At 66.6% G+C, this 21,508-nt stretch carries 20 protein-coding genes; 10 read left to right on the top strand and 10 right to left on the bottom strand.

The genetic code is table 11. The features are described 5' to 3' along the window. Positions 1–18 precede the first annotated feature (18 nt). The gene (locus F2P46_RS05380) at positions 19–1,149 is read left to right on the top strand and encodes an HAF repeat-containing PEP-CTERM protein (RefSeq protein WP_166885955.1); all 1,131 of its coding nucleotides are present in this window, start codon (positions 19–21) and stop codon (positions 1,147–1,149) included. Between the two features lie 15 nt (positions 1,150–1,164). Here the strand turns inward: F2P46_RS05380 and F2P46_RS05375 are convergent, their stop codons facing one another. Both F2P46_RS05375 and F2P46_RS05370 read right to left on the bottom strand, forming a co-directional pair. After that, positions 1,165–1,893 carry a M23 family metallopeptidase gene (locus F2P46_RS05375; protein ID WP_166885953.1) on the bottom strand — a complete coding sequence of 243 codons (729 nt, stop codon included), beginning with the start codon at positions 1,891–1,893 and terminating at the stop codon, positions 1,165–1,167. Between the two features lie 36 nt (positions 1,894–1,929). Beyond that, the gene (locus tag F2P46_RS05370; RefSeq protein WP_229509092.1) at positions 1,930–2,973 is read right to left on the bottom strand and encodes a L,D-transpeptidase; all 1,044 of its coding nucleotides are present in this window, start codon (positions 2,971–2,973) and stop codon (positions 1,930–1,932) included. Between the two features lie 106 nt (positions 2,974–3,079). On the opposite strand from F2P46_RS05370, the gene F2P46_RS05365 reads away from it, so the two are divergent. Further along, on the top strand, positions 3,080–3,373 hold the full coding sequence (locus F2P46_RS05365) for a 2Fe-2S iron-sulfur cluster-binding protein (protein WP_166885951.1): 294 nt from the start codon (positions 3,080–3,082) through the stop codon (positions 3,371–3,373). 93 nt (positions 3,374–3,466) lie between these two features. On the opposite strand, the gene F2P46_RS05360 is transcribed toward F2P46_RS05365, so the two are convergent. The 3 genes from F2P46_RS05360 to F2P46_RS05350 form a co-directional block, all read right to left on the bottom strand. Then, positions 3,467–3,973 carry a discoidin domain-containing protein gene (locus tag F2P46_RS05360; RefSeq protein WP_166885949.1) on the bottom strand — a complete coding sequence of 169 codons (507 nt, stop codon included), beginning with the start codon at positions 3,971–3,973 and terminating at the stop codon, positions 3,467–3,469. A gap of 210 nt (positions 3,974–4,183) precedes the next feature. Continuing rightward, positions 4,184–5,782 carry a methyl-accepting chemotaxis protein gene (locus F2P46_RS38535; protein ID WP_306667672.1) on the bottom strand — a complete coding sequence of 533 codons (1,599 nt, stop codon included), beginning with the start codon at positions 5,780–5,782 and terminating at the stop codon, positions 4,184–4,186. 362 nt (positions 5,783–6,144) lie between these two features. Continuing rightward, entirely contained in the window at positions 6,145–7,065 is a 921-nt protein-coding gene (locus F2P46_RS05350) for a S9 family peptidase (protein ID WP_229509090.1), read from the bottom strand. Between the two features lie 143 nt (positions 7,066–7,208). On the opposite strand from F2P46_RS05350, the gene F2P46_RS05345 reads away from it, so the two are divergent. Next, positions 7,209–7,469, top strand: coding sequence for a hypothetical protein (locus tag F2P46_RS05345; RefSeq protein WP_166885948.1), 261 nt, complete (start codon positions 7,209–7,211; stop codon positions 7,467–7,469). 19 nt (positions 7,470–7,488) lie between these two features. Here the strand turns inward: F2P46_RS05345 and F2P46_RS05340 are convergent, their stop codons facing one another. Next, a complete protein-coding gene (locus F2P46_RS05340) occupies positions 7,489–8,172 on the bottom strand; it encodes an SOS response-associated peptidase family protein (RefSeq protein WP_166885946.1) in 684 nt (227 codons plus the stop codon). 147 nt (positions 8,173–8,319) lie between these two features. Here F2P46_RS05340 and F2P46_RS05335 point away from each other — a divergent pair, with 147 nt between their 5' ends. Continuing rightward, positions 8,320–8,493, top strand: coding sequence for a hypothetical protein (locus F2P46_RS05335; RefSeq protein ID WP_166885944.1), 174 nt, complete (start codon positions 8,320–8,322; stop codon positions 8,491–8,493). Between the two features lie 164 nt (positions 8,494–8,657). On the opposite strand, the gene F2P46_RS05330 is transcribed toward F2P46_RS05335, so the two are convergent. Next, positions 8,658–8,963 (bottom strand): hypothetical protein, encoded by a 306-nt coding sequence (locus F2P46_RS05330; RefSeq protein ID WP_166885942.1) that lies wholly within the window; start codon positions 8,961–8,963, stop codon positions 8,658–8,660. A 238-nt stretch (positions 8,964–9,201) separates the two neighbouring features. Here F2P46_RS05330 and F2P46_RS05325 point away from each other — a divergent pair, with 238 nt between their 5' ends. Further along, positions 9,202–9,339, top strand: a complete 138-nt coding sequence (locus tag F2P46_RS05325; RefSeq protein WP_166885940.1) for a hypothetical protein — start codon at positions 9,202–9,204, stop codon at positions 9,337–9,339. Positions 9,340–9,421: 82 nt separating this feature from the next. After that, positions 9,422–9,787, top strand: a complete 366-nt coding sequence (locus tag F2P46_RS05320; protein ID WP_166885938.1) for a hypothetical protein — start codon at positions 9,422–9,424, stop codon at positions 9,785–9,787. Positions 9,788–10,138: 351 nt separating this feature from the next. Here the strand turns inward: F2P46_RS05320 and F2P46_RS05315 are convergent, their stop codons facing one another. The 3 genes from F2P46_RS05315 to F2P46_RS05305 form a co-directional block, all read right to left on the bottom strand. Beyond that, positions 10,139–10,360, bottom strand: coding sequence for a hypothetical protein (locus F2P46_RS05315; RefSeq protein ID WP_166885936.1), 222 nt, complete (start codon positions 10,358–10,360; stop codon positions 10,139–10,141). A 94-nt stretch (positions 10,361–10,454) separates the two neighbouring features. Further along, entirely contained in the window at positions 10,455–13,343 is a 2,889-nt protein-coding gene (locus F2P46_RS05310) for an EAL domain-containing protein (protein WP_166885934.1), read from the bottom strand. A gap of 153 nt (positions 13,344–13,496) precedes the next feature. Then, positions 13,497–14,297: a methyltransferase gene (locus tag F2P46_RS05305; protein ID WP_166885932.1), complete on the bottom strand. Its 801-nt coding sequence runs from the start codon at positions 14,295–14,297 to the stop codon at positions 13,497–13,499. Positions 14,298–14,463: 166 nt separating this feature from the next. On the opposite strand from F2P46_RS05305, the gene F2P46_RS05300 reads away from it, so the two are divergent. From F2P46_RS05300 to F2P46_RS05285, 4 genes are all read left to right on the top strand, one after another. Continuing rightward, on the top strand, positions 14,464–14,739 hold the full coding sequence (locus F2P46_RS05300) for a hypothetical protein (protein WP_166885930.1): 276 nt from the start codon (positions 14,464–14,466) through the stop codon (positions 14,737–14,739). A gap of 17 nt (positions 14,740–14,756) precedes the next feature. Then, the gene (locus F2P46_RS05295) at positions 14,757–15,923 is read left to right on the top strand and encodes a GGDEF domain-containing protein (protein ID WP_166885928.1); all 1,167 of its coding nucleotides are present in this window, start codon (positions 14,757–14,759) and stop codon (positions 15,921–15,923) included. Positions 15,924–16,032: 109 nt separating this feature from the next. Beyond that, positions 16,033–17,490, top strand: a complete 1,458-nt coding sequence (locus F2P46_RS05290; RefSeq protein ID WP_166886326.1) for a Ppx/GppA phosphatase family protein — start codon at positions 16,033–16,035, stop codon at positions 17,488–17,490. 116 nt (positions 17,491–17,606) lie between these two features. Further along, a complete protein-coding gene (locus F2P46_RS05285) occupies positions 17,607–21,341 on the top strand; it encodes an AAA family ATPase (RefSeq protein WP_166885926.1) in 3,735 nt (1,244 codons plus the stop codon). The last annotated feature ends 167 nt before the right edge of the window (positions 21,342–21,508 follow it).

Raw genomic sequence — 21,508 nt, 5'->3', positions numbered from 1 at the left:
CTGTTTCCTGGAGTTCTCATGCCTGTCACCCCGCGTCTGCTTCAGCTCAGTTTGCTGTCGGCTCTCTTGTCCACCTTGTTGCTTCCCTCCGCCGCCCAGGCCGCGCCTTATTACTCTGTCAAGACGTTGGGCACGCTCGGCGGCGACAGTGGCGATGTGCGCGCCATGAACAACAGCGGCGCGGTGGTGGGCTACTCGCTCAACAGCGACAATGTCAGCAGCGCCTACGTCTCGCGCGGCGGCACGATGCAAAGCCTCAATCCGAACCGCTTGACGCACAGCTTTGCGAGCGGCATCAACGATGCCGGCGTGGCGGCGGGGCAGGTGGTCGATGGCGGCGGCGACTCGCGCGCGGTCACCTTTAACGGCGGCAAGATCGAGACGCTCGGCACCCTCGGCGGGCGCAACAGCTTCGCCAGGGGCATCAACAATGCCGGCCAGGTGGTCGGCAGCGCCGAGCGCGCCGACGGCACCCAGGCCGCTTTCCGCGCGACGGCCGACGGCCGCATGCACGACCTTGGCAGCCTGGGCGGCAGCGGCAGCGTGGGCGCCGACATCAACGCCAGCGGCGTGGTGGTGGGACGGGCCGACCTGGCCAGCGGCTATCACGCCTTCCTGGAGGACGGCAAGGGGATGACCGACCTGGGCACCCTGGGCGGCAATTACAGCGAGGCGAGCCGGATCAACGACGGCGGCGCGGTGGCGGGGTTTTCCTACCTGGCGGGCGACGCCGTGGCACATGCGTTTGTGTTCGAGAACGGGGTGATGACCGACCTGGACACCTTGGGCGGCGCCAACAGCTACAGCTACGGGATCAATAATGCCGGCCACGCGGTGGGAAGTTCCGATATCGCCGGCGGCAAAGCGCTGCACGCGTTTTTGTATGCGGACGGAAAGATGCTCGACCTCAATTCGCTGGTCGGCCCCGGCTTCGGCTGGACGCTCAACTACGCGGCCGACATCAACGACCTGGGCCAGATCACCGCGCACGGCTGCAACAGCCTGGGTGCGTGCAGCGGCTTCCTGCTGACCCTGGACAATGGCACGGTGGGGGTGCCGGAACCGGGCACGCCGGCCCTGTTGCTGCTCGGCGCCGGCCTGCTGCTGCTCGGCGCGCGGCGCGGACAGCGCGGGCGCGCTTTCCGCTAGCGGGTCAAGCGAAGATTATTCGCCGATCAAGGGGAATGGATTGATTGGCGTGCCTTTCCACCATTTCTTTTCGGCAGTCAGTTCAACCACGGCAAAGTGCAGGTGGGGTGCGTTCGGGTCGGAATTGCCGGTCACGCCGACGTAGCCGACCAGGTCGCCGCGCTTGAGGTCCATGCCTTCTTTCACGCCCTCGGCGTAGCGGTCCAGGTGCGCGTAATAATACGCGTACTTTTCGCTCGGATCGAACTGGTACACCGTCAGGCCGCCCGGTTTGCTGTTAAACAGCTTGACCAGCTTGCCATCGGCCACCGCCAGCACCTTGGCGCCCTTGGGCGCCATGATGTCGAGCGCTTCATGGTGACGGTCGGCGCCGCGCGGCTGGTCAAAATTGTCGCGCAGGTCGGCCAGCTTGATGCCTTCCACCGGCAGCATCAGCTTGCCGCCGGCCGGGGTCGGCGCCGCTGCGCTGGCGCCATTCACGACCGGCAGGGCGACGTCGCTCATGCTGGGGCGCAGCGGCAGGTCGAGTTCGGTCAGGTCGGTGCTCACCACCGGAGCGCCCGGCAGATCGGCGCTCGGCAGGGAAACCCCGCTCGCCGCCGGCGCGGCCACGGTGCCGGCGGCCGCCGGCGCGGCAGGCGCCACGACGACCACCTCGGCCGGCTTGGGCACCGCGCGCAGGTAGACGAACAGGGCGCCGGCGCCAAGCACCAGGCCCGCCAGGAAAGTCAGAAGCCATTTCATAAGATTATCCTTTTTCGTTGTGAAGGTGATTCTTCATTATTCCTGCAGCAGCACTTCGGTGCCATAGCCGACCGAGCCGGTCAGGGTGGTCACGTCCCAGTTGGTCAGGCGGATGCAGCCGTGCGACTGGGTCTTGCCGATCGAGGCCGGCACCGGGGTGCCGTGGATGCCGTAATGGTCCTTCGACAGATCGACCCAGGCCACGCCCACCGGGTTGTTGGGGCCGGACGGCAGCTTGGCCTTCTTGTCGCCGGGGTTGGCGTCCCAGAACAGTTTCGGATTGTAGTGATAGACCGGGTTGCGCGCGATGCCGTTGACTTTCCAGGTGCCGATCGGCAGCGGATCGTGCGCGCTGCCGGTGGACGAGGGGAACTGGGCCAGGATGTTGCCGGCCGCGTCGAGCAGGGTCAGCGAGCGGTCGGAGCGGTCCACCACGATCTTGGCGGCCTTGGGCAGCGGCTCGGTATCGAGCACGTTCGGCACCAGGATGACTTCGCCGGCGCGGCTCAGGTCCTTGCCGGGATTGAGGCGTGCCAGCAGGGCCGGGCTGAGGTGGAATTTTTCGCCCAGGGCTTCCGCCACGCTGCCGTAACCGAGCGTGCTCAGCTTGGCTTTTTCGGCCATGCCCTCGGGGATCGGTGCGAATGGACCGGCCACGTCGGCGTCGAGCAGGGTGTACGGGACCAGGGCGTCGGCGCTATCGGCGTTCAGCGCGGCCCAGCTTGCGTCATCGAGGACGCCGGACGGTTCCAGGCCGGCTTTTTTCTGGAAACCGGCCAGCGCCAGGCGCATGTTCGAGCCGGAAGCGGCGTCGATTTCGCCGGTCGAGAAGTGGGCGCGGTCGAGCAGGACCTGGGCGCGCAGCAGGGCGGCGGCCGGCAGCTTGGCCGCTTTGGCGCTCTTGGCCGGTTTGGCCGGCTTGCCAGGTTTTGCGACGGTGTCGACCGGCGCGCTCTCCTTGCCGGCATTATTGACCGCCTCGGCCGTCAGGGCGGACGGCGCGCTGGCGGCCATGGCGGCAGGAACGGTGGCCACGCCGGCGCACAGGGCGGCGATCAGGCAAAGCGAAGTTGATTTCAATTGAAGCCCCTTGGTAATCGGATAGTGAAGAATAGTTCCCGTCGGATATATCGTCTGTGCGGCAGCGTACTCATGGCGAAAAGCTGGCGGCGGGTAAAATGCGCGCATGAACAGTTATCTGATGACCGTGCAGCCGGGCGGCTGGCGCTTCGAGGCCGAGGCGGGAACCTCCTTGCTGGCGGCGGCCGAGGCGGCTGGCGTCATCCTGCCCGGTTCGTGCCGGAACGGCACCTGCCGCAGCTGCCTGTGCCGAATTGTGGAAGGGGAGATCGCCTACCTGATCGACTGGCCGGGCTTGAGCCTGGACGAAAAGCGGGCCGGCGATGTGTTGCCGTGCGTGGCGGTGGCGCGCTCGGACCTGGTGCTGCTGGCGCCGGCCGCGAGGCTGGCGGGCGCGTGAGCATGCCGTTTTTTCGAACCGGCGTCAGCGTTGCCGCTGCGCCGGCATCTGCACGCGCGCTGGCCGATCAATCGCATCGGCCTCGCGCAGGCCTTAAGACTCGGCCCACACCTGCACTTCCGCCAACGACAGGGCGTTGTCGCCATTTAACTGGATACGGACGTAGCGCCCTCTGCTGGCGGCTGCGGTGAAATGCACCACGTTTGGCGCGACGGAACTGGTAATGAATTCCTTGATCACGGCACGGTCGCCGTCGAGAATCTGCACAGTGAAATTACTGAGGCGATCGTTGCAGCAGTCGGTGCGGTTGAACACGCTGATGCGCTGGATTGTCGTTGCCTGCAGTAAATCGACCTCCCACCACGCGCCGATGGCATTGTCGGTATGGGTGACCGAACCATGATCCATGTGGCCGTCTGTGTTGCCATCGACTGCGCGGCTGGCGATGGCCCCATAGCCGGTCGAGATTTGCGACGCCGGCTTGCCGGCGGCGACATTCGTGATGGCCAGCGAGCTGTTCAGATCGGCTTGCGCGAGAGCAAGATGGGACATCGTCAAACTCAGCATGGCGCCAAGCAACATCGTGGGAAGCAGTTTCATTGTTTTCCTTGGTTGGAATGCAATTTCCGGGTGCGCGAGAGAATTCGTGCGCACCGATCATTACATGCCAAAAAATCAAGATCCAGCTTGCTCAACGCTAACTGCGTCGCGTTTGCGAAATGTCAATAAGAGGTGGGGTGCGGCGCTTTTTTCGTCCTTCATCGTGTATGAAAATCACAGCGCCGGCATGTGGCGGCGATTGAGCGTGACTCAGAAGGTTTCCCGCGCCGTGGCGCGCGCCGCATGGTCGTTGCCCAGCTTAAAGACGCTGACCACCTGCGCCAGGGTGGCCGCCTGCTCCTGCATCGCGCCGGCCGCTGCGGCCGCTTCTTCCACCAGCGCCGCGTTTTGCTGGGTCACTTCGTCCATCTGGCTGATCGCCATGTTGACCTGCTCGATGCCGGCGGTCTGTTCCATGCTGGCCGAGGCGATGCCGGACATGATGACGGTCACGCGCGTGATCGATGCCACGATCTCGGCCATGGTCACGCCGGCCTGGTCGACCAGCTTGCCGCCGGCGTCGACCTGGTCCACCGAGTCGTTGATGAGGGTTTTGATTTCCTTGGCGGCGGCGGCTGAACGCTGCGCCAGGTTGCGCACTTCCGAGGCCACCACGGCAAAGCCGCGCCCCTGTTCGCCGGCGCGCGCCGCTTCCACGGCCGCGTTCAACGCCAGGATGTTGGTCTGGAAGGCGATGCCGTCGATGACGCCGATAATGTCGGCGATCTTGCGCGATGAATCGTTGATCGACGCCATCGTATGCACCACCTGGCTTACCACCGCGCCACCGCGTTCGGCCACCTCGGACGCGGACACCGCCAGTTGATTGGCGTCGCGCGCATTGTCGGCGTTCTGCTTGACGGTGCTGGTCAGCTCTTCCATGGACGAGGCCGTCTCCTCCAGCGAGTTGGCCTGCTCTTCGGTGCGCGACGACAGGTCGAGGTTGCCGGCGGCGATCTGCGCCGAGGCGGTGGCGATCGTGTCGGTGCCGCTGCGCACCTCGATCACGATCCCGGCCAGCGCGGCGCGCATGGTTTCCATGGCGTGCAGCAGGCTGCTGGTGTCGCCGGGACGGATGGCGATCGCGCCCGACAGTTCGCCGGCGGCGATCGCGCCGGCCACTTGCACCGCGTAAGCCGGTTCGCCACCGAGTTGGCGCGTCAGGCGGCGCGTGATGCGCCATCCCAGACCCACGCCGACGATCAGGCTGCCGATCGACAAGGCCAGCATCAGCGTGCGGGCTTGCCGGTAGCGTTCGCGCGACGTGGCGGCCGCATCGGAGGAGGTTTTTTCCTTGCGCTTGGCCAGGATTGCCAGGTGGCCGTCGGCGATATCGGCCTGGGCCGCGACCGGGCCGATGGCAAACTGGGCGGCGGCGCTCTTGCCGACCGGCGTGGTGTCTTGCGCCAGTGTTATCAAACGTGCCAACATGAGCTCGTATTGCGCAGTGCTGTTTTCGACATCGCTCAGGGCAAGTTTGCCGCCGGCGGTGACAAAGCGCGGACGCGCCAACGCCAAGTTCTCATGCAACTGACGGCGCGACTGCTCAAACTGGGCGTTGGCGCGGCGCGTTTCGTCCGCAGTGCTGGTCAGCAGCATGCCGCGCGCGGCGCGCCCCAGACTGATCAGGTCAATGTTGGCTTGCTTGGCGTAGGAAATGCCCAACAGGTTTCTGTTATAGGCCAGCTCGGCCTGGTCGTTCATGTTCGACATGTTCAGGATGCCGATGGCGGCGACGATGCTGCCGAGCACCGCCACGATTAAAAAGGCAGCAAGCAGGCGCGTGCCTACCTTCATTTTATCAAGCATGCAATTCTCCGTGAAAGGTGAGGGAATGGCGGGGCATTAGAGCGTAGGGGCGCGGCAACCCTGGCGCGCGATTGCGGGCAGGCTGCTGTTGCAGTAGGGCGAGCGCATTGGGCTACCGTCACAACACACTACGCCATTCGCGACGCGTTGGTAATCGATATTCGTCCGGCCGCGACGATTAATCGACAATTGGTTACAGGTGTTGTTTTATGAGAAGTAAAGCTGCTTAATGGAAATTCTTTTGAGGGCGCGACAATGGCTTCGGGTGCGCTGGCAGTAAGGCAACCGGCCGGCGTGGCGGCGCCACCGCGGCGCGGATGGTCGGGCTGGCGCTGGCGCGGCCCGCCCGTGTTGGTTCAGGCCTATTTGCGCATGCCGAGCGCGTTTTCGATCACGGGCAGGATCAGTTTCCACGACGGCGAGCTGGCCGCGATTTCATCGTAGTGGCTGGCGCCGGGCAGGATCAGCACTTCGGCATGGTCGCCCGCGGCCAGGGCGCGCGCGGCGTAGTCGTGCGCCACGCGCGGCGGCGAAATGGTGTCGAGTTCGCCCGTGACCAGCACCGTGTGGCTGCCGTTGGGCATCAGGTCGGCGGCGTTGGTGTCGGCGTAGATGTCGGGGCGGGCCGCGCTGGGCGTGCCGGCCAGTTGCACCATGTCGCGCTCGCAACTGCTCTTGATCAGCGCTTGCTCGCGGCGCAGGTCGGCCAGGCCGCCCAGGCTGATCACGGTGCGCACCGGCACGGGAGCCGGCTGGAACAAGGGGCTGCTGGCCGGAATCCGGCTGCGCCCGGCGATCCACTGCACCAGCTGGCCGCCGGCCGAATGGCCCATCGCGACGATGCGGGTGGTGTCGAGCTGGTGCGCAGGGGCCTCGGCGGCCAGCTTGTCGAGGGCGGCGTTCATGTCCAGGTAGGTGCCCGGATAGCCGCCGCCTTCCTCGTCGACCCGGCGGTACTCGACGTTCCACACCGCGATGCCGCGCGCGGCAAGGGCCCCGGCCACATTGTGCATCTGGCTGATGCCGCCGTACGCCACCGTCCAGCAGCCGCCGTGCACCAGCACCACCACCGGGAACGGGCCGGGGCCGGCCGGCCGGAACAGCTCGGCGAACTGCGACGGCGCGCTGCCGTAGGCGATCTTCGCGGTCGGCGGCGGTCCGGACAGGGCCAGGTAGTCGGCCAGGGTCATCGGCGCGGCGACGGCGGCGACGGCGGCGTTGGAGGCGAGCAGGGCGGGCACCAGCAGGGCGGGGACCAGGAACGCGGGCAGGGCAGTGTTCATCGTGGGCATCGGGAGCGAAGGGAATGGCCACTATACCGAGTTCGGCCCGCGCCGGGCAAGCGCGGCCGGCGCGCGCACGATTGGCGTGGCTGTGGCAGTGTTCGGCCCTTCCATGCTAGGCTGCGAACAACAGTGAGGATGATATGCAAATTACAACGGAACAATACAAAGGTTTCACCATCGCGGTCACGCCGATGAAGGATTGCGGCGACCTGTGGGACTTCGAATACCGCATCACCAAGACCGGGCAGGGCGGGCAAGATAACGATCCGGCGCCGGCGCTCACGCGCAGCCAGACCGCGGGCGGCCATGCCACGCCTGAGATCGCCTGCCTGGCCGGCGTGGCGGTCGCGCGCATCGAGGTCGACAACCTGCTGGCGCTGGCGCAGACGCCGCCCGGCTGATCGAAAGACTCTCAGCCTCTCAGGCCAGCAGGTCGAGCTGGGCGGCCAGGTGAGCGCCTTCGTTGCTGGCGCGGCCAACCTCCCTGGCGACCGGATGCCACTCGAAGGCGTCCGGCCCGAGCGCGACCGAGCGGGCCAGTTGTTCGGCCTGCTGTGCGGACAGGTCCGGGTCGAGCCACAGTGCGGCGTCTTGCGCGCTGAAGACGATAGGACGGCGGTCGTGCACATCGACCATGCCGCCCTCGGCATCGGCGGTGATGATCACGAAGCCCGACTCGGCCGGCTGCTCGCGTTCCTTGCCGCAGGCGCCGATGGCCGCGATGAACAGGGGCTCGCGCGTCTTGAGGTGGATATGCCAGGGTTGCTTCTTGCCCTTCTCGCCGGTCCATTCGTACCAGCCGTCGGCCGGGACGATGGCGCGCCCGCTCTTGAGCAGCCGCGCCCAGTAATTGTTGGTGATTTTTTCGAGGCGCGCGTTGATCGACACCGGCAGTTTGGCGGCGGCCCAGGAGGCGCGGTAGCCCCAGAAGGCATCTTCGACGACGAGCTGCTCGTCGACCACGCGCATCAGCGGGCGCCAGGTGCCCGGCGGCGCGTTGTAGCTGGGCGCGGCTTGGGTGGCGACGCGCGGCGCGGGGCCGCGCCAGTGCATTGCCGCGACATATTCAATGGCAGTATGGTTTTGATCGAGACGTCCGCACATGCGATGTCACCTTTTACGCGTTGTCATGAGGCCGGGCGAGGCGCCCGGAAGGATCAACGATACCGTAAAAAGACCGTATGCCGCGCGCGCGCCAGCCGTGCGCCGGATGGAACAGCATTTTTGATAACCCCTAAGGAAAGGCAATTCATGTCCCACAACAATCATTCGACGACATCGCCGCAGCGCGCCCATTCCACCCCCGATCCGGACGACTTGCCGCCGACCGATCCGAAGCCGAGCCCGGTGCCGGACGACGTGCCGCCGCCGGTCAATGCCCCGGTTGAAGAGCCGGCAATGCCGGTGCCGCCGATCAAGGCTTGATGGGGTGACGGTGTTGCTCGCTGGCTGACGCGGCGCTTCGTGCAGGCTGGCCTGGCGCGTGGGCGCGCGTGGCATCCGGCGTGGGCGCGGTGCGCGCGCCGGTGTCGCGCCGGTTCGCATGGCGCGCCGCAAGCGCATGGTTGCGCCGGCGCGGTGAGGCAGGTTTACTGGCCCTTGGGCGGCACTGGATCGAGCTGATCGAGCTGTTCGCTTGGCTCATCCCGTTCGAGCGAGGCGTCGTGTTCGCGCTTATCGCGGTTCTCGCCGCCGTCGAATTGTCCGGCTGCGGAAGCGTCAGTGTCGTTATCGTTGTCGGCGTCGTCCGGGTCCGATGGCGGCAGGGGAGGGATCTGGCGAATAATTTTCTCGGTTTCAAGCTGGGATGGCGGTTTTTCGCCGCTGCCGATATCGGCCTCGTCGACGAGGGATCTGGCCTGGGCCGGATCCGGGAAGGATGAGGTGGCGTGCATGGGGATTCTCCTTTGTATAGGGGAGTGCCGCACCGGCGCGGCGCTCTGGCAATGATGCTAACAGTGCAAGCGATTCGCTGGCGCGCAGTAGGGCCGGACGCCAGGGCGGTCCTCAGGCGAGTCAATGTGTTGCTACCAGTCTACATTTGTTATATTTTGTGCTCGTCGTCACACTGCGAATGACGGCGGCTTCCTATAATTAAACCATCAAGCGACTTTTTTGTTCCGGGAGAACATGATGGGCAATTCTTTACACAACAAGATCTACCTTGGCCGTGGCTCGGTACTGCGTTCGCGCGGCGTGCAAGTGGCGTTGCTACTTTGCGCGATGCTCAGCATTGGCGCGGTCTGGTTCCTGTTCCGCACAGTAAAGTGAGTGTTGTCAGCGAATGCAGGTTGCCCCGGGCAGCCTGCGCGGTTACCATGGGGGCCGAAAATTGGCCACATGGAAATCAGCAATGAAGAACGAGAAATTAACGACAGACGAATACGACGCGCTCGGGCATATCCTGGGCGGGGCGAAGCATGACCGCTTCAACGCCTGCGTGGGGCGCAACGCGAAGCGTCTGGCGGGCCTGAAAATGATCCAGTACAGCAAAGACGGCAAGCTTGCGTTGACGGACAAGGGGCAGCAAGTGCTGTTCCTGCGCCGCTGCATCGCCGGATTGCGCGCGCTGCTGGCCGATGAGGCGGCGGTGGTTGACGCCGACGTACTGGTCTTCCTCGTCAAAAAATCCCACATCGTCGCGCTCGAAGCGGGCGGCCACAGCGTCACCGACAAAGGCCGCGAATCGCTGGCCGACATCGACGCCCAAGACAAATAAGCCCCGGCTAGTTACCGTCCTCCCAAACCGGGGTCAGACCCCCGCCCCCGTTCCCCCACCACCGGGGTCTGACCTCTGATTCGAAACATTTGACATTCTTGCCTGTATTGTCCAGGGCACGGCTCGTGCTTAACGATTCCCCGCTACATTAATACGGTCTTTGCCACCTGCGCAGCAAATAGTCTTGATATTGTTGGCTGATCAAAGCACCAGGGATTTAACAATGTTTCGAAACAGAGGTCAGACCCCGGTTGGATGGTTGCGAGGAGTCAGGACCCGTTCGAAACAGAGGTCAGACCCCGGTTGGATGGTTGCGAGGAGTCAGGACCCGGGTGGGAGGCGGGGCCGGCGCTACAGTTCGTCGCGGCGCGTGCCTTTGTAGATCAGGGTGCGGATGGCAATTTCGGAGGGGACATTCATTGCGGCCAGGAATTCTGCCGCTTGCTGCACGCCCACGCTCGGGATCGCGGCAATCGCCTGGTTGACCACGTCCCGGGTGCGGAAATCGGTGCGCGGGCTGGGCGCCTCGCTGCCTTGCGGATCGGCCCGCTGGCGCTGAAAGTCTTCACTCATGTGTGTCGCTTGGCTCGAAAAATGGCTGTCAGTCGAAGATGATAGTCTATTTTTGAACAAAGATGTCGATCTGACTACTAATACCAGGCGCTCTTTATGCTTCCACCCGCTCCGCATGCCCGGCCGTCAGCGCCAGCGGCAAGCTTTTGTGCTGGCGTAGCAGTTCTTCGAACGCGGACGCCGCCAGCGGCCGGCTGAAGTAGTAGCCTTGCATTTCGTCGCAGCCGTGGCGGCGCAGGTAGTCGAGCTGCTCGGCCGTCTCGACCCCTTCGGCAATCACCGACAGCTTCAGGTTGTGCGCCAGCGCGATGATCGAGGCGACAATCGCGGCGTCGTTGGCGTCGCGCGTGATGTCGGAGACGAACGAGCGGTCGATCTTGAGCACGTCGATCGGAAAGCGCGACAGGTACGACAGGCTCGAATAACCGGTGCCGAAGTCGTCGATCGATAAATTCACGCCGAGCGACTTCATGCTGTGCAGCAGTTCGACCGCCAGGGTGACGTCGCTCATGAACAGGCTTTCGGTCAGTTCGATCTCGAGCAGCGAGGGCGCCAGCCCGGTGCGGGCCAGCACGTCGCTGATGTCGGCCAGCAGGTTCGCCGCCCCGAACTGGCGCGCCGACAGGTTTACCGCCACCCGCAGCATGCCCAGCCCCGCGTCTTGCCAGGCTTTGTTCTGGGCGCAGGCGGTGCGCATGACCCAGGCGCCGATCGGCACGATCAGGCCCGTCTCTTCGGCCACCGAGATGAAGCGGTCGGGCGCGACCACGCCCAGTTCGGGATGCTGCCAGCGGATCAGCGCTTCCATGCCGACCACCTGGCCAGTCGCCAGGTTGACCTGCGGCTGGTAGTGCAGCACGAATTCGTTGCGTTCGAGCGCGCTGCGCAGGGCGCTTTCGATGCGCACCCGTTCCTGCGCTTCGTCGTTCATGGTCGGCGTGTAGAACTGGAAGTTGTTGCGGCCCAGTTTCTTGGCGCGGTACATGGCGATGTCGGCATGCTCGATCAGGCTGTCGGCCGGGGTGTCGTCGGTCGGGTACACGGCCACGCCTATGCTGCAGGTGACGAAAAACTCCTTGGTCCCGAGCGGCACCGGCTGCGCCACCGCGTCCATCAGGCGCTGCACCACGTCCGCTTGCAGGCGTTCTTCGTGCTCGGTGAGGATGACGACGAATTCGTCGCCCGACAGGCGTGCCACGGTGTCGGTCTCGCGCAGGGCCGCGCGCAGGCGCGCCGCCACCGTCATCAACACCACGTCGCCGGCCTTGTGGCCCATGCTGTCGTTGACGAACTTGAAGCGATCAAGGTCGATCAACAGTACCCATGCCGGCCGCTCGTAGCGCTGCGAGTACGCCACGGCCTGGCTCAGGCGGTCCGGCAGCAGGCTGCGGTTGGGCAGGCCGGTGAGCACGTCGTGCTGGGCGATGTGGCGGATGCGCTGCTCGGTGTGTTTGCGGGAGGTGATGTCGGTGCCGGTGCCCCGGTAGCCGCGGAAGGCGCCGCTGGCGTCGAACACCGGTTCGCCGTTGATGCTGAACCAGCGCGCTTCGCCCTGTTCGTCCACGGTTTCGTATTCGAGGTCGGCGAACGGTGCGCGCGCCGCCAGTTGCGCCATGTGCGCCTTGCCCCAGTCGGTTTCCCGCATGCCGGCCACGGTTTCCCAGCGCGTGCGCCCGATCAGGCGTCCGGCCGCCACGCCGCCTTTTTCGCCCACGCCGCCGGTGATGTCGACAAAGCGCAGGTCGGCGTCCTGTTCCCAGTACCAGTCGGACGACATGCTCACCAGTTGGCGGAAGCGCTGTTCGCTTTCCTGCAGGGCCGCTTCGGTGCGGCGCCGCGCCTGCACGTCGTCGATCAGGCGCTGGTTGGAGAGTTTCAGGTCGGCCGTGCGTTCGTCGACCAGCAACTGCACCCGGCGCGAGCGCTGCACCAGGGTTTGCACGAAGGCGCCGATCAGGAGCGTGAACAACAAGCCGCCGACCAGGGTCGAGATCGAGCCGGGATGGTTGTGCAACAAGGGGCGCGGGGCGGCGCTGGCCACCACGTGCCAGCGCTGGCCGGCCACGTCGAGCGCGGCGCTGTGGCGCTCGCGGTGGCCGGAGGTGGTCCATTGGCGCAGCGCACCGAGGGCCGCGCGCTGCCCGGCGGCGGCGTCCAGCCCGGCGCTGGCGTAGACCAGGTGCGCCGGGTCGGCGCTGGCGCTGGCGTACACCGCCAGTTGTATGCCGTGGTCCAGATGCAGGTCGGCGCCGCGCAGGATCTTGGCGACCAGGTCGCGCGCGAGGATGATGGCGGCGGTGTCGCCGATCAGGGCGGCACGTCGTTCGGCGGCGCTGCCCAGCGCGGCGCCGGGGCGGTACACCGGCATGATGACTTCGAAGCCGCCTTGCGGGCGCTTGTCCTGCGCCAGGCTTAACAAGCCGGTGGCGGCCGCGCGACCGCTGACGGTGGCTTGTTCGAGCGCGTTCATGACCTGCGCGTTGATGCCGACGTTCAGGCCGAAGGCCGCTTCGTTGCCCTTCATCGGTTCGAGGTAGTCGACCATGCTGTACTGCGCGCGCGGCGGCGCCGGGCGGCGTCCCTGCGCTCCCATTTCGGTGATGCGCGTGCCCGGCACGACTTGCTGCAACTCGGCTTCGACCGCCGCGCGTTCGCCGGCGCCGACCAGCCGGTGGTAGTTGAAAGCCTGGATGAAGGGGTAGCGCCGCAGCAGCGGTTGGGTGAAGTCGTGGAACTGGCGGCGCGTGACCGGGTGCACGGTGGCGAACAGCTGGTTGGTGACGGTCAGTACTTCGACCGCTTCGTCGAGCCCCTGGCGGATCGCGGCCACGCGCACGGTGGCGCGTTGCTGGAAGGCGAGTGCGAGCTTGTCGTCTTCGAGCCGGGCCACGGCCACGGCTAGCAGGACGGTGGCGGCCAGGCCAGCCCCGACAGTGAGCGCCGCCGCGACGGTGAGCGAGAACGGCAAGCGACGACGCAACATGTCCTGATTCCTAGAGTAGAGCGCGAGAAATAAGAGGGCGAGAACAGCCGGCGCGCCTTTGCGCAGCGCCCGATGCGTCGTTAGTTTGTCACAAAATGATGAAAATCGGTAAGTTGATTGATATGCAGCAACTAAAAAGCCACGTAGGCGTTGTCATTTGGAACGTTTGAAGGGGTGTTGCAGCCATGCGACGACGGCGCGCGCCAGCAGGCGGTTCAGTGCGATGCTGCCCAGGCCGCGCCGGCGCGCCACCCAGCGTTGCATGCGCAAGGCGTGCGGCAACGGCCGGGCCGGGTCGAGCCGGGCCGGGGCCTTGACCGCGAACAGGATGTGGTTGTTGCCGGCCATGCGCTCGAACCAGCAGACGCGGTCGTTGAACATCAGGCGCAGGCGCGCCAGCATGCCGGCATAGCGCGGATCGTAGCTGAAGATATTGGCCACCAGCACGCCGCCGTCGCGCAGGGCGCCGCGGCAGTCGCCGTAGAAGCGCGCCGTGCCCAGCGCCGGCGGCAGGCCGGCCGTGTCGAAGCCGTCGACCACCAGCACGTCGGCGCAGGCGCGCGCGCCGGCCAGCCAGTCGACCGCGTCGGCGTGCACCACCGTGAAGCGTTCGTCGTCGGGCGGCACGCAGAATTGCTCACGCAGGGCGATCACGTCGGCGCGCAGTTCGATCACGGTGATGCGCGCCTGCGGAAAATGGCGGTAGCAGAATTTGGCCAGCGAGCCGCCGCCCAGGCCCACCATGACGATGGCGCGCGGGCGCGGCACGAACAGGGCGAAGCACATGATGGCGCGGCAGTAGGCAAGGACCAGCGCTTGCGGGCGCGAGAGGCGCATTTCGGACTGCACGTCGCCGGGCATGAATTCGAGCGTGCGGCGGTCGCCCCGGGTGTGCACCAGCGGAGGGGCGGGGGACGGCGTGGGCGGGCGCGATGGCTCGGTCGGTGGCGGCATGGTGCAAGGTGGCGTGAGGCTCGTGCGCCAGTATAGCGGCTCGCTGCGCGGGCGCGCCACGCGCCCCTGTTGCGCCCCAGCCGTTTCTGATAAGCTGATCCTTGCCCCGGCTGTGTGTGGCCGGCTTCAAGCGGTGCGCCAGCGGCGCGGCCAACCCGGAGAGATTATGTTTTTAGACCACCCCACCATCACCGCCACCAACAGTTTCACCGAGCCCGATCGGATCGAGCGCCTGACCCGGGTCTATGGTTATGTGGTGGCGCTGGCCGACCTTGCCGGTGTCGATGGCTTCATCGAAAAGTTCACCCAGATCCACGACCACAAGGGCACCCTGATCGTGTTCTGGAACGACGCGCCCACCGAGGTGGAAAAGCAGTTCTTCGCACAAGCCTGGGCCAGCAAGATCGGTGACGGCAGCAGCAACGTCGAACACGAAGTCTGAGCTCCCACGGCGCGGCCATGGACATCACGACGATGTTGTTTGCGCTCGCGCTGGGCAACCTGAGCCTGGCCGCGGCGCTGTTCTTTTACGAGTATGAGCGCGGCAAGTCGCTGAGCTGGTCGACCTGGGCCATCGCCAAGCAATGCCAGGCCGTGGCCTGGCTGCTGTTGTATTTTAACGGCAGCGGCGTGGTGCCCGACGCGGTCTCGATCCCGGTTGGCTATGGTGTGCTGTTCGTCGGCGTGGGCCTGGAGGCGGGCGCGCTGTGGGAGTCGGCCGGACGGCTGGCCTGGCGCCGCATCGCGTATCCGGTCATGGGCCTGTCGGTGGCGCTGTTTTTGGCCTGCTACGCGATCGACGAAGCCGGCATGCGGGTGGTGGCCGGCGCGCTCATTCTCGGCGTCCTGTACCTGGCCGGCGCGGCGGCCCTGGCGCGCGGCTGGCGCGGCGGCAGCATGCTGCACCGTTTCCTGGTCATCTCGATCACCTTGCTGGCCTTGCTGGTGGCCGCGCGCGGCATCCTGGTGCTGACCATGCCCGAGGGGTGGGGGTGGTTGAGCAAGGGCTTGCTGCAGGTGCTGACTTCGGCGGCGCTGTACCTGCTGATGCTGCTCAACGGCTTCGGCTACCTGCTGCTGGCGCGCGAACACCAGCGCGTGGAACTCGATCGCCTGGCGCTGGTCGATCCCTTGACCGACCTGCCCAACCGGCGCAGCTTTTTCGCGGCGCTGGCGCCGTGGATGGCGCTGGCGCGCCGCCCCGGCCAGCCCAGTTCCCTGGTGATGCTCGACTTCGACCAGTTCAAGCGCGTCAACGACAGTTACGGCCACCCGGCCGGCGACACGGTCTTGCGCAGCGTGGCCGAGGTGTGCAAGCGCCAGCTGCGCGACAGCGATCAATTGGGGCGCCTGGTGGGCGTGGAGTTCGCCTTGCTGCTGCCGCGCACCGGCATCGATGAAGCCATGCTGGTGGCCGAGCGCATCCGGGCGGCGGTCGAGGCCAGCCCGGTCAAGACCGAGCGCGCGATGATTTCGATGACGGCCAGTTTCGGCGTGACCGTGATCCGCCCGGACGACAGCACGGTGAGCCTGTTCAAGCGCGCCGACGAGGCCCTGCGCGCCGCCAAGGAGGGTGGGCGCAACAAGGTGGTGGCGGCGCCGGCGGGCGCCGCGCCGCCAGTGTAAAGCGCGGCACTGCCAGGGCGCCGGTCATGACGGCGTCATATATCTTTGCTACTGTGATTGGTTTTGCAGCAGGAGAGCCTTGATGACAACAATACAGAAAGAGGCTTCGATGTACGCTGCCGTCGATTTAGGTTCCAACAGTTTTCGCCTGCACATCGGCAAGCACGATGGCGATGCGATCCGGGTATTGAAAAGCGTGCGCGAGCCGATCCGGCTGGCCGCCGGCCTCGATGCGAAGGGTAACCTGACCGAGGCGGCCATGCAGTCGGCGCTGGCCTGCCTGCGCAATTTCCAGGCGGTGCTCTCGGGCTACCGCCTCGACGCCGTGCGCGTGGTGGCCACCTCCACCCTGCGCGTGGCGCGCAACGGCGCCGCGTTTTTGCCGGCCGCCGAACAAGCCATCGGTTATCCGATCGAGATCATCTCGGGCGAGGAAGAAGGGCGCCTGATCTATATGGGCGTGGCCAGCGCGCTGCTTGACCCGTCCGAGCGGCGTTTGGTGATCGATATCGGCGGCGGCTCGACCGAAATCATTCTCGGACGCGGCGCCGACATCGAGCGGGTCGAGTCGTTCAGCATCGGCACGGTCAAGCAAAGCCTGTCGTTTTTTGTCGGCGGACGGATCGACGCGGCCTCGTTCGAGGCGGCCATTTTGTCGGCGCGCAGCCACTTCGAAGACGCCGCGCCGCCCTACCATCCGCAGTTCTGGACGCAGGCCTACGGTTCCTCGGGCACGATCCGGGCGATCGCCGACATCATCGCCAAAAACAACCTGGGCGACGGCAAGCTCAGTGCCGCCGGGCTCGATGCGCTCAAGCTGCGCTTCATCGCCTTCGGCCAGGTGGCGCTGATCGACATGTCGGGCCTGCGGCCGGACCGCGCCGGCACCATCATCGGCGGGCTGGCGATCCTGATCGCGCTGGTGCGCGAACTCGATATCGGCGTCATGCAACCGGTCGAAGCGGGCTTGCGCCTGGGCGTGATGTGGGACCTGTACCTGCGCTCGATGCAGCGCGACCGGCGCGAGGAATCGGTGGCGGCGCTGGCGCTCAAATTCCATGTCGACCAGGAACGCGCGCGGCGCGTGGCGCAACTGGCCAGCGACATGTACCTGCAACTGAAACCGGCCGGCGACGCCTGCGCCAAGCTGCTGCGCTGGAGCGCGCTGCTGCACGAGATGGGCATGGTGGTGTCGCAGACCGGCTACCATAAGCATGCGGCCTACATGATCGAGAACGCCGACATGCCAGGCTTCACCACGCGCGAGCAGCGCATCATGAGCAAGTTGATCTTGGCGCAGAAGGGCAACCTGCGCAAGGTGTCCGAGGCGCTGGCCGATACCGACTTCGCCAAGGCGGTCCTGGCGCTGCGCGTGGCGATCCTGCTGATGCACGCGCGGATCGACGCCGACGCCGGGGAGCTCAAGCTGCGCATGAAGAACCGCATCGACCTCGAGATCCGGCGCGAGTGGGTGGGCAGCCATCCGACGGTGTCGTACTGGATCGAAAAAGAGCAGGAATGGTGGGACGAAGTCGGAGTCGATTTCAGCGTGCGCAGCGTGGCGTAGTTCCCACGAAGGGCATCGCTAGTTAGGATTTTTGTATCAAACGCCTATCGGTGGTGGCATAATTGCCAACGCCTGATCGGAGAACGGCGTTTGTACGACAAAAATAAGAGGTGACCTTGACCCAGGCCCCCTACGGATATACCGTGATCGACACCTTGCGCGCGGACCAGCAGTCGGTCCTGCTGCGCGCGGTGCGCGACGCCGACCGCCTGCCGGTGCTGCTGGTGGTGCGCGCGGCAGCGCACCCTGATGCACCCTGCATGGAGCACGAATTCGCCCTGCGCGACTTGCTCGACAGCGCCTGGGCCGCAACGCCGCTGGCGCTGTTCCACAACGGCGCTCACGCCGATGGCGCCAGCGTCACCCTGGTGCTGGCCGACAGCGGCGGCGCGCCGCTCGACCTGCCCGCAAGCCCGCTCGACCTGCCCGATTTTCTGACGCTGGCGGCCGCCATCACGCTGGCGGTGTCGCATGCGCACCACAGTCGCCTGGTGCACCGTGACCTGGCCGCATCCCACATCCTGTTCGACCCGGCCACCGCCGGCGTGCGCCTGACCGGCTTTGGGCGCGCCACGCCGCTCGACGCGCCGGCCGACCCGCAGGCGGACCTGGTGCGGCTCGGCCAGGTGCTGTATCACCTGCTCAGCGGCGAGCCCGCGCCCGCTGCGGCCACGGGCGATGCCGAGGAGCAGGAGCAGCCCCGGCGCCGTCCGGGGGTGGACCGCATCTGTTCCTCGATCGTGGCGCGCCTGCTCGCGCCCGACCCGGCGCAGCGTTACCAGAGCGCGGCCGGGCTGTACGCCGACCTGCAGCACTGCCGCTCGATGCTCGAAGCGCAGGGCCGGGTCGAACCGTTCGTGCTCGGTTGCCACGACGGCGCGCTGCGCGTGCGCATTCCGGCCCAGCTGGTCGGGCGCGCGCCGCAACTGGCGTTGCTGAGCGAGGCGCACCGGCGCGCGGCGGCCGGCGCGGCGCCGCAACTGGTGCTGGTGTCGGGTCGCGCCGGCACCGGCAAGTCGGCGCTGGTGACGGCGCTGCGCCATTCCGAGGCGGCGGCCGGGGCCACCGTCATCGCCGGCAAATTCGACCAGCGCCAGCGCGACATCCCGTACGCCTCCCTGGCCCAGGCCTTCCAGTCGCTGGTACGCGAGCGCCTGCGCGAGGGCGAGGCCGCGCTGGCGCCGTGGCGCAGCGCGCTGACAGGGGCCCTGGGGGCGGACGCGCGCCTGATGCTCGACCTGATTCCCGAGCTGGCGCTGGTGATCGGCGCCCATCCGACTCCGCCGCCGCTGGCGCCGCCGGAAGCGCAGAGCCGTTTCGACAGCGTGTTCCGGCGCTTCCTGCAAGCCTGCCGGCGCCCCGGCACGGCGCTGCTGCTGTGCCTCGATGACGTGCAGTGGATCGACCCGGCCAGCCTGAAGCTGCTCTCGCACCTGCTCACCCATCCCGGCATGGACCACGTGCTGGCGATCTGTGCGTGGCGCACGCGCGCGGAGGGCGGCGGGCACCCGATGGCGCTGGCGCACGACGCCATGCTGGCCGCCGGCGCCGGGGTGCGTGCCGACGTCAACGAAATCGTGCTCGATGCGCTGGACCGTACGCAGGCCTGCGAACTGGTGGCCGCGGCGCTCGATTGCGCCAGCGCCGAAGCGGCCCCGCTGGCGGCGCTGGTGTTCCCCAAGACGGCCGGCAATCCGTTCTTCACCTTGCAGTTCCTGACCCGCCTCGGCGAAAACCGCCTGCTGCGGTTTAACGACGATTGCGCGCGCTGGGAGTGGGATGCGCAGGCGATTGCCGCGCGCGCGTTTTCCGACAACGTGATCGACCTGATGGTGGCGCGCCTGGGGCAACTGCCCGGCTGCACCCTGGACCTGGTCAAGCTGCTCGCTTGCCTCGGCCCCGACGCGGGACTGGACACCATCGCGCTGGTGTCGGGCATGTCGCTGCTCGAGACCGACGAAACCCTGTGGCCGGCCGCGCGCCTCGGACTGATCGTGCGCAAGCCGGGCACCTACCGCTTCGCCCACGACCGCGTGCAGGAAGGCGCGTACTCGATGATCGCGCCGTCGTCGCTGCCTGAACGGCACCTGCACATCGGGCGCCTGCTGCGCGAGAGCGTGGCGCCGGAGGCGCTCGACCAGCACGTGTTCGACATCGTGCATCACCTGAACCGGGCGCGCGCGGCGATCACCGCGCCGCGCGAGCTGCGCGACCTGGCGCACCTGAACGCGCTGGCCGGGGCCAAGGCGCGCAACGCCATCGCCTATGATTCGGCGCGCAATTATTTCAGCCTGGCGGCCGGCCTGACTCCCGCGCGCGCATGGAAAGACGACCTGGACGCCACCTACGCCATGTACGCCGCGCTGGCCGAATGCGAATACCTGTGCGGCCGCCTGGAGCGCGCCGGGCGCCTGTTCGAGCTGCTGGTGGAGCAGGCGCGCTCGCGCATCGACCTGGCCCGGGTGGCCTTGCTGCGCCTGGCCGTGTACCAGCTGCGCGGGCGCTTCGACCAGGCGGTATCGGTGGCGCTCGACGCGCTGGCCCTGTTCGGCGTGAGCTTCCCGTCGGTGCGCGCCGAAATCGACTGGGCCCTGGGCGAAGAACGCGCCGAGATTGCGCAGCGCATGGCCGGGCGCGACATCGCCAGCCTGGGCGCGCTGCCGGCGAGCACCGATCCGGAAGTGGCGATCGTGTCGGAACTGCTGTCCGACGTCGGCTCGGCGGTGTTTTCGTCGCGCCCGGAGCTGTACTTCCTGCTGGCGGCCAAGGCGCTCAACCACACGCTCACGCACGGGCGCACCGAATCGTCCTGCATGACCTATTCGCGTTACGCGATCCTGCTGGTGTCGCTGGGTGCGATCGACGATGCCTTCGCGTTTTCGGCGCTGGCCATCGAGCAGGTGCAGTTCAACGCGCCGCCGTCCAAGCGCAGCGGGCGCCTGCGCTTCGTGCATGCGGCCTATATCCACTCGTGGCGCGACCCGATCGCCACCAGCGTCGAGCCGCTGCGCGACGCGTTTGCCAGCTGCGAACGCGCCGGCGACCTGCCGCACGCCGGCTACGCGGCCCATGTCGCGACCTGGAATGCGTTCGAGGCCGGCCTGCCGCTGGCCACGGTGCGCCAGATGGCGGCGCACTACCAGGGCTTCGCGCGGCGCCACGGCAATCAGGTGCTGCTGCGCCTGTTGCGCGGTTACGAACAACTGGCCGTGACCTTGATCGGCGTGGATGACGCCGACGATGCCGGTGGCGCGATCGCCGACTTCGGCCAGGGCAGTTTCGGTGCGGCGCGCGCGCGTTATCTGCTGATGCGGCAGGTGGCCGCCTTTACCTTCGGCCGCTACGACGAAGCGCTGGAGGCGGCCGAAGCGGCGGCGGCCAACCTGCATTTCTTCCTCGCCTCATTCAACGAAACCACCCATCACTTTTATCACGCGCTGGCGATGACGGCGTTGTACCGCGCGGCCCCGCCGGCGCGCCGGCGCCGCCTGCTCGAAGCGGTGTGCGACAAGTACGCGCTGCTGGCCGGGTGGGCGGCGTCGTGCCCTGTCAACTTCGCCAACCGCTATCTGCTGGTGGGCGCCGAACTGGCGCGCATTGACGGCAATCCAGCTGCGGCGATGGATGGCTACGAGGCGGCGATCGCATCGGCCACGGCGGGCGGTTTCGTGCAGAACGCGGCGCTGGCCTGCGAACTGGCGGCGGCTTGCTGCCGCGAACGCGGCGAGTTCGCCGGGGCCGTCGCGTACGGGCGGCGCGCATTGCAGGCCTGGGACGACTGGGGTGCGCTGGCCAAGGTGCGCGACTTGCTGCGCCGCTATCCGGAGTTGGCGAAATCACATACAGAGTGACGCAATCCTGCAAATATTTCTTTGTGGATTGTGATCCACGTCAATATTCGGGGCAGGGCGGGGCGCACTGTGCGGCATTCTGCGCCGAGTTGCCGTAATGTTGCATTAACTCAAAAAAAGTGCTGCGCGTCGGCAATTGAGTAAATCGTATATACTGTTTAAATCGA

This window comes from Massilia sp. CCM 8734 (genome assembly GCF_011682155.1).
Taxonomy (GTDB): Bacteria; Pseudomonadota; Gammaproteobacteria; order Burkholderiales; family Burkholderiaceae_D; genus Telluria_A; species Telluria_A rubra.
This window is presented reverse-complemented; position numbering and strand designations above follow the sequence as displayed.

Coding starts and splice junctions, on each gene's coding strand:
- F2P46_RS05375 (WP_166885953.1), bottom strand. CDS start 1,893: ATGAAATGGCTTCTGACTTTCCTGGCGGGCCTGGTGCTTGGCGCCGGC.
- F2P46_RS05350 (WP_229509090.1), bottom strand. CDS start 7,065: ATGAACACTGCCCTGCCCGCGTTCCTGGTCCCCGCCCTGCTGGTGCCC.
- F2P46_RS05335 (WP_166885944.1), top strand. CDS start 8,320: ATGTCCCACAACAATCATTCGACGACATCGCCGCAGCGCGCCCATTCC.
- F2P46_RS05305 (WP_166885932.1), bottom strand. CDS start 14,297: ATGCCGCCACCGACCGAGCCATCGCGCCCGCCCACGCCGTCCCCCGCC.
- F2P46_RS05380 (WP_166885955.1), top strand. CDS start 19: ATGCCTGTCACCCCGCGTCTGCTTCAGCTCAGTTTGCTGTCGGCTCTC.
- F2P46_RS05330 (WP_166885942.1), bottom strand. CDS start 8,963: ATGCACGCCACCTCATCCTTCCCGGATCCGGCCCAGGCCAGATCCCTC.
- F2P46_RS05345 (WP_166885948.1), top strand. CDS start 7,209: ATGCAAATTACAACGGAACAATACAAAGGTTTCACCATCGCGGTCACG.
- F2P46_RS05325 (WP_166885940.1), top strand. CDS start 9,202: ATGGGCAATTCTTTACACAACAAGATCTACCTTGGCCGTGGCTCGGTA.
- F2P46_RS05300 (WP_166885930.1), top strand. CDS start 14,464: ATGTTTTTAGACCACCCCACCATCACCGCCACCAACAGTTTCACCGAG.
- F2P46_RS05315 (WP_166885936.1), bottom strand. CDS start 10,360: ATGAGTGAAGACTTTCAGCGCCAGCGGGCCGATCCGCAAGGCAGCGAG.
- F2P46_RS05295 (WP_166885928.1), top strand. CDS start 14,757: ATGGACATCACGACGATGTTGTTTGCGCTCGCGCTGGGCAACCTGAGC.
- F2P46_RS05365 (WP_166885951.1), top strand. CDS start 3,080: ATGAACAGTTATCTGATGACCGTGCAGCCGGGCGGCTGGCGCTTCGAG.
- F2P46_RS05340 (WP_166885946.1), bottom strand. CDS start 8,172: ATGTGCGGACGTCTCGATCAAAACCATACTGCCATTGAATATGTCGCG.
- F2P46_RS05320 (WP_166885938.1), top strand. CDS start 9,422: ATGAAGAACGAGAAATTAACGACAGACGAATACGACGCGCTCGGGCAT.
- F2P46_RS05310 (WP_166885934.1), bottom strand. CDS start 13,343: ATGTTGCGTCGTCGCTTGCCGTTCTCGCTCACCGTCGCGGCGGCGCTC.
- F2P46_RS05290 (WP_166886326.1), top strand. CDS start 16,033: ATGTACGCTGCCGTCGATTTAGGTTCCAACAGTTTTCGCCTGCACATC.
- F2P46_RS38535 (WP_306667672.1), bottom strand. CDS start 5,782: ATGCTTGATAAAATGAAGGTAGGCACGCGCCTGCTTGCTGCCTTTTTA.
- F2P46_RS05360 (WP_166885949.1), bottom strand. CDS start 3,973: ATGAAACTGCTTCCCACGATGTTGCTTGGCGCCATGCTGAGTTTGACG.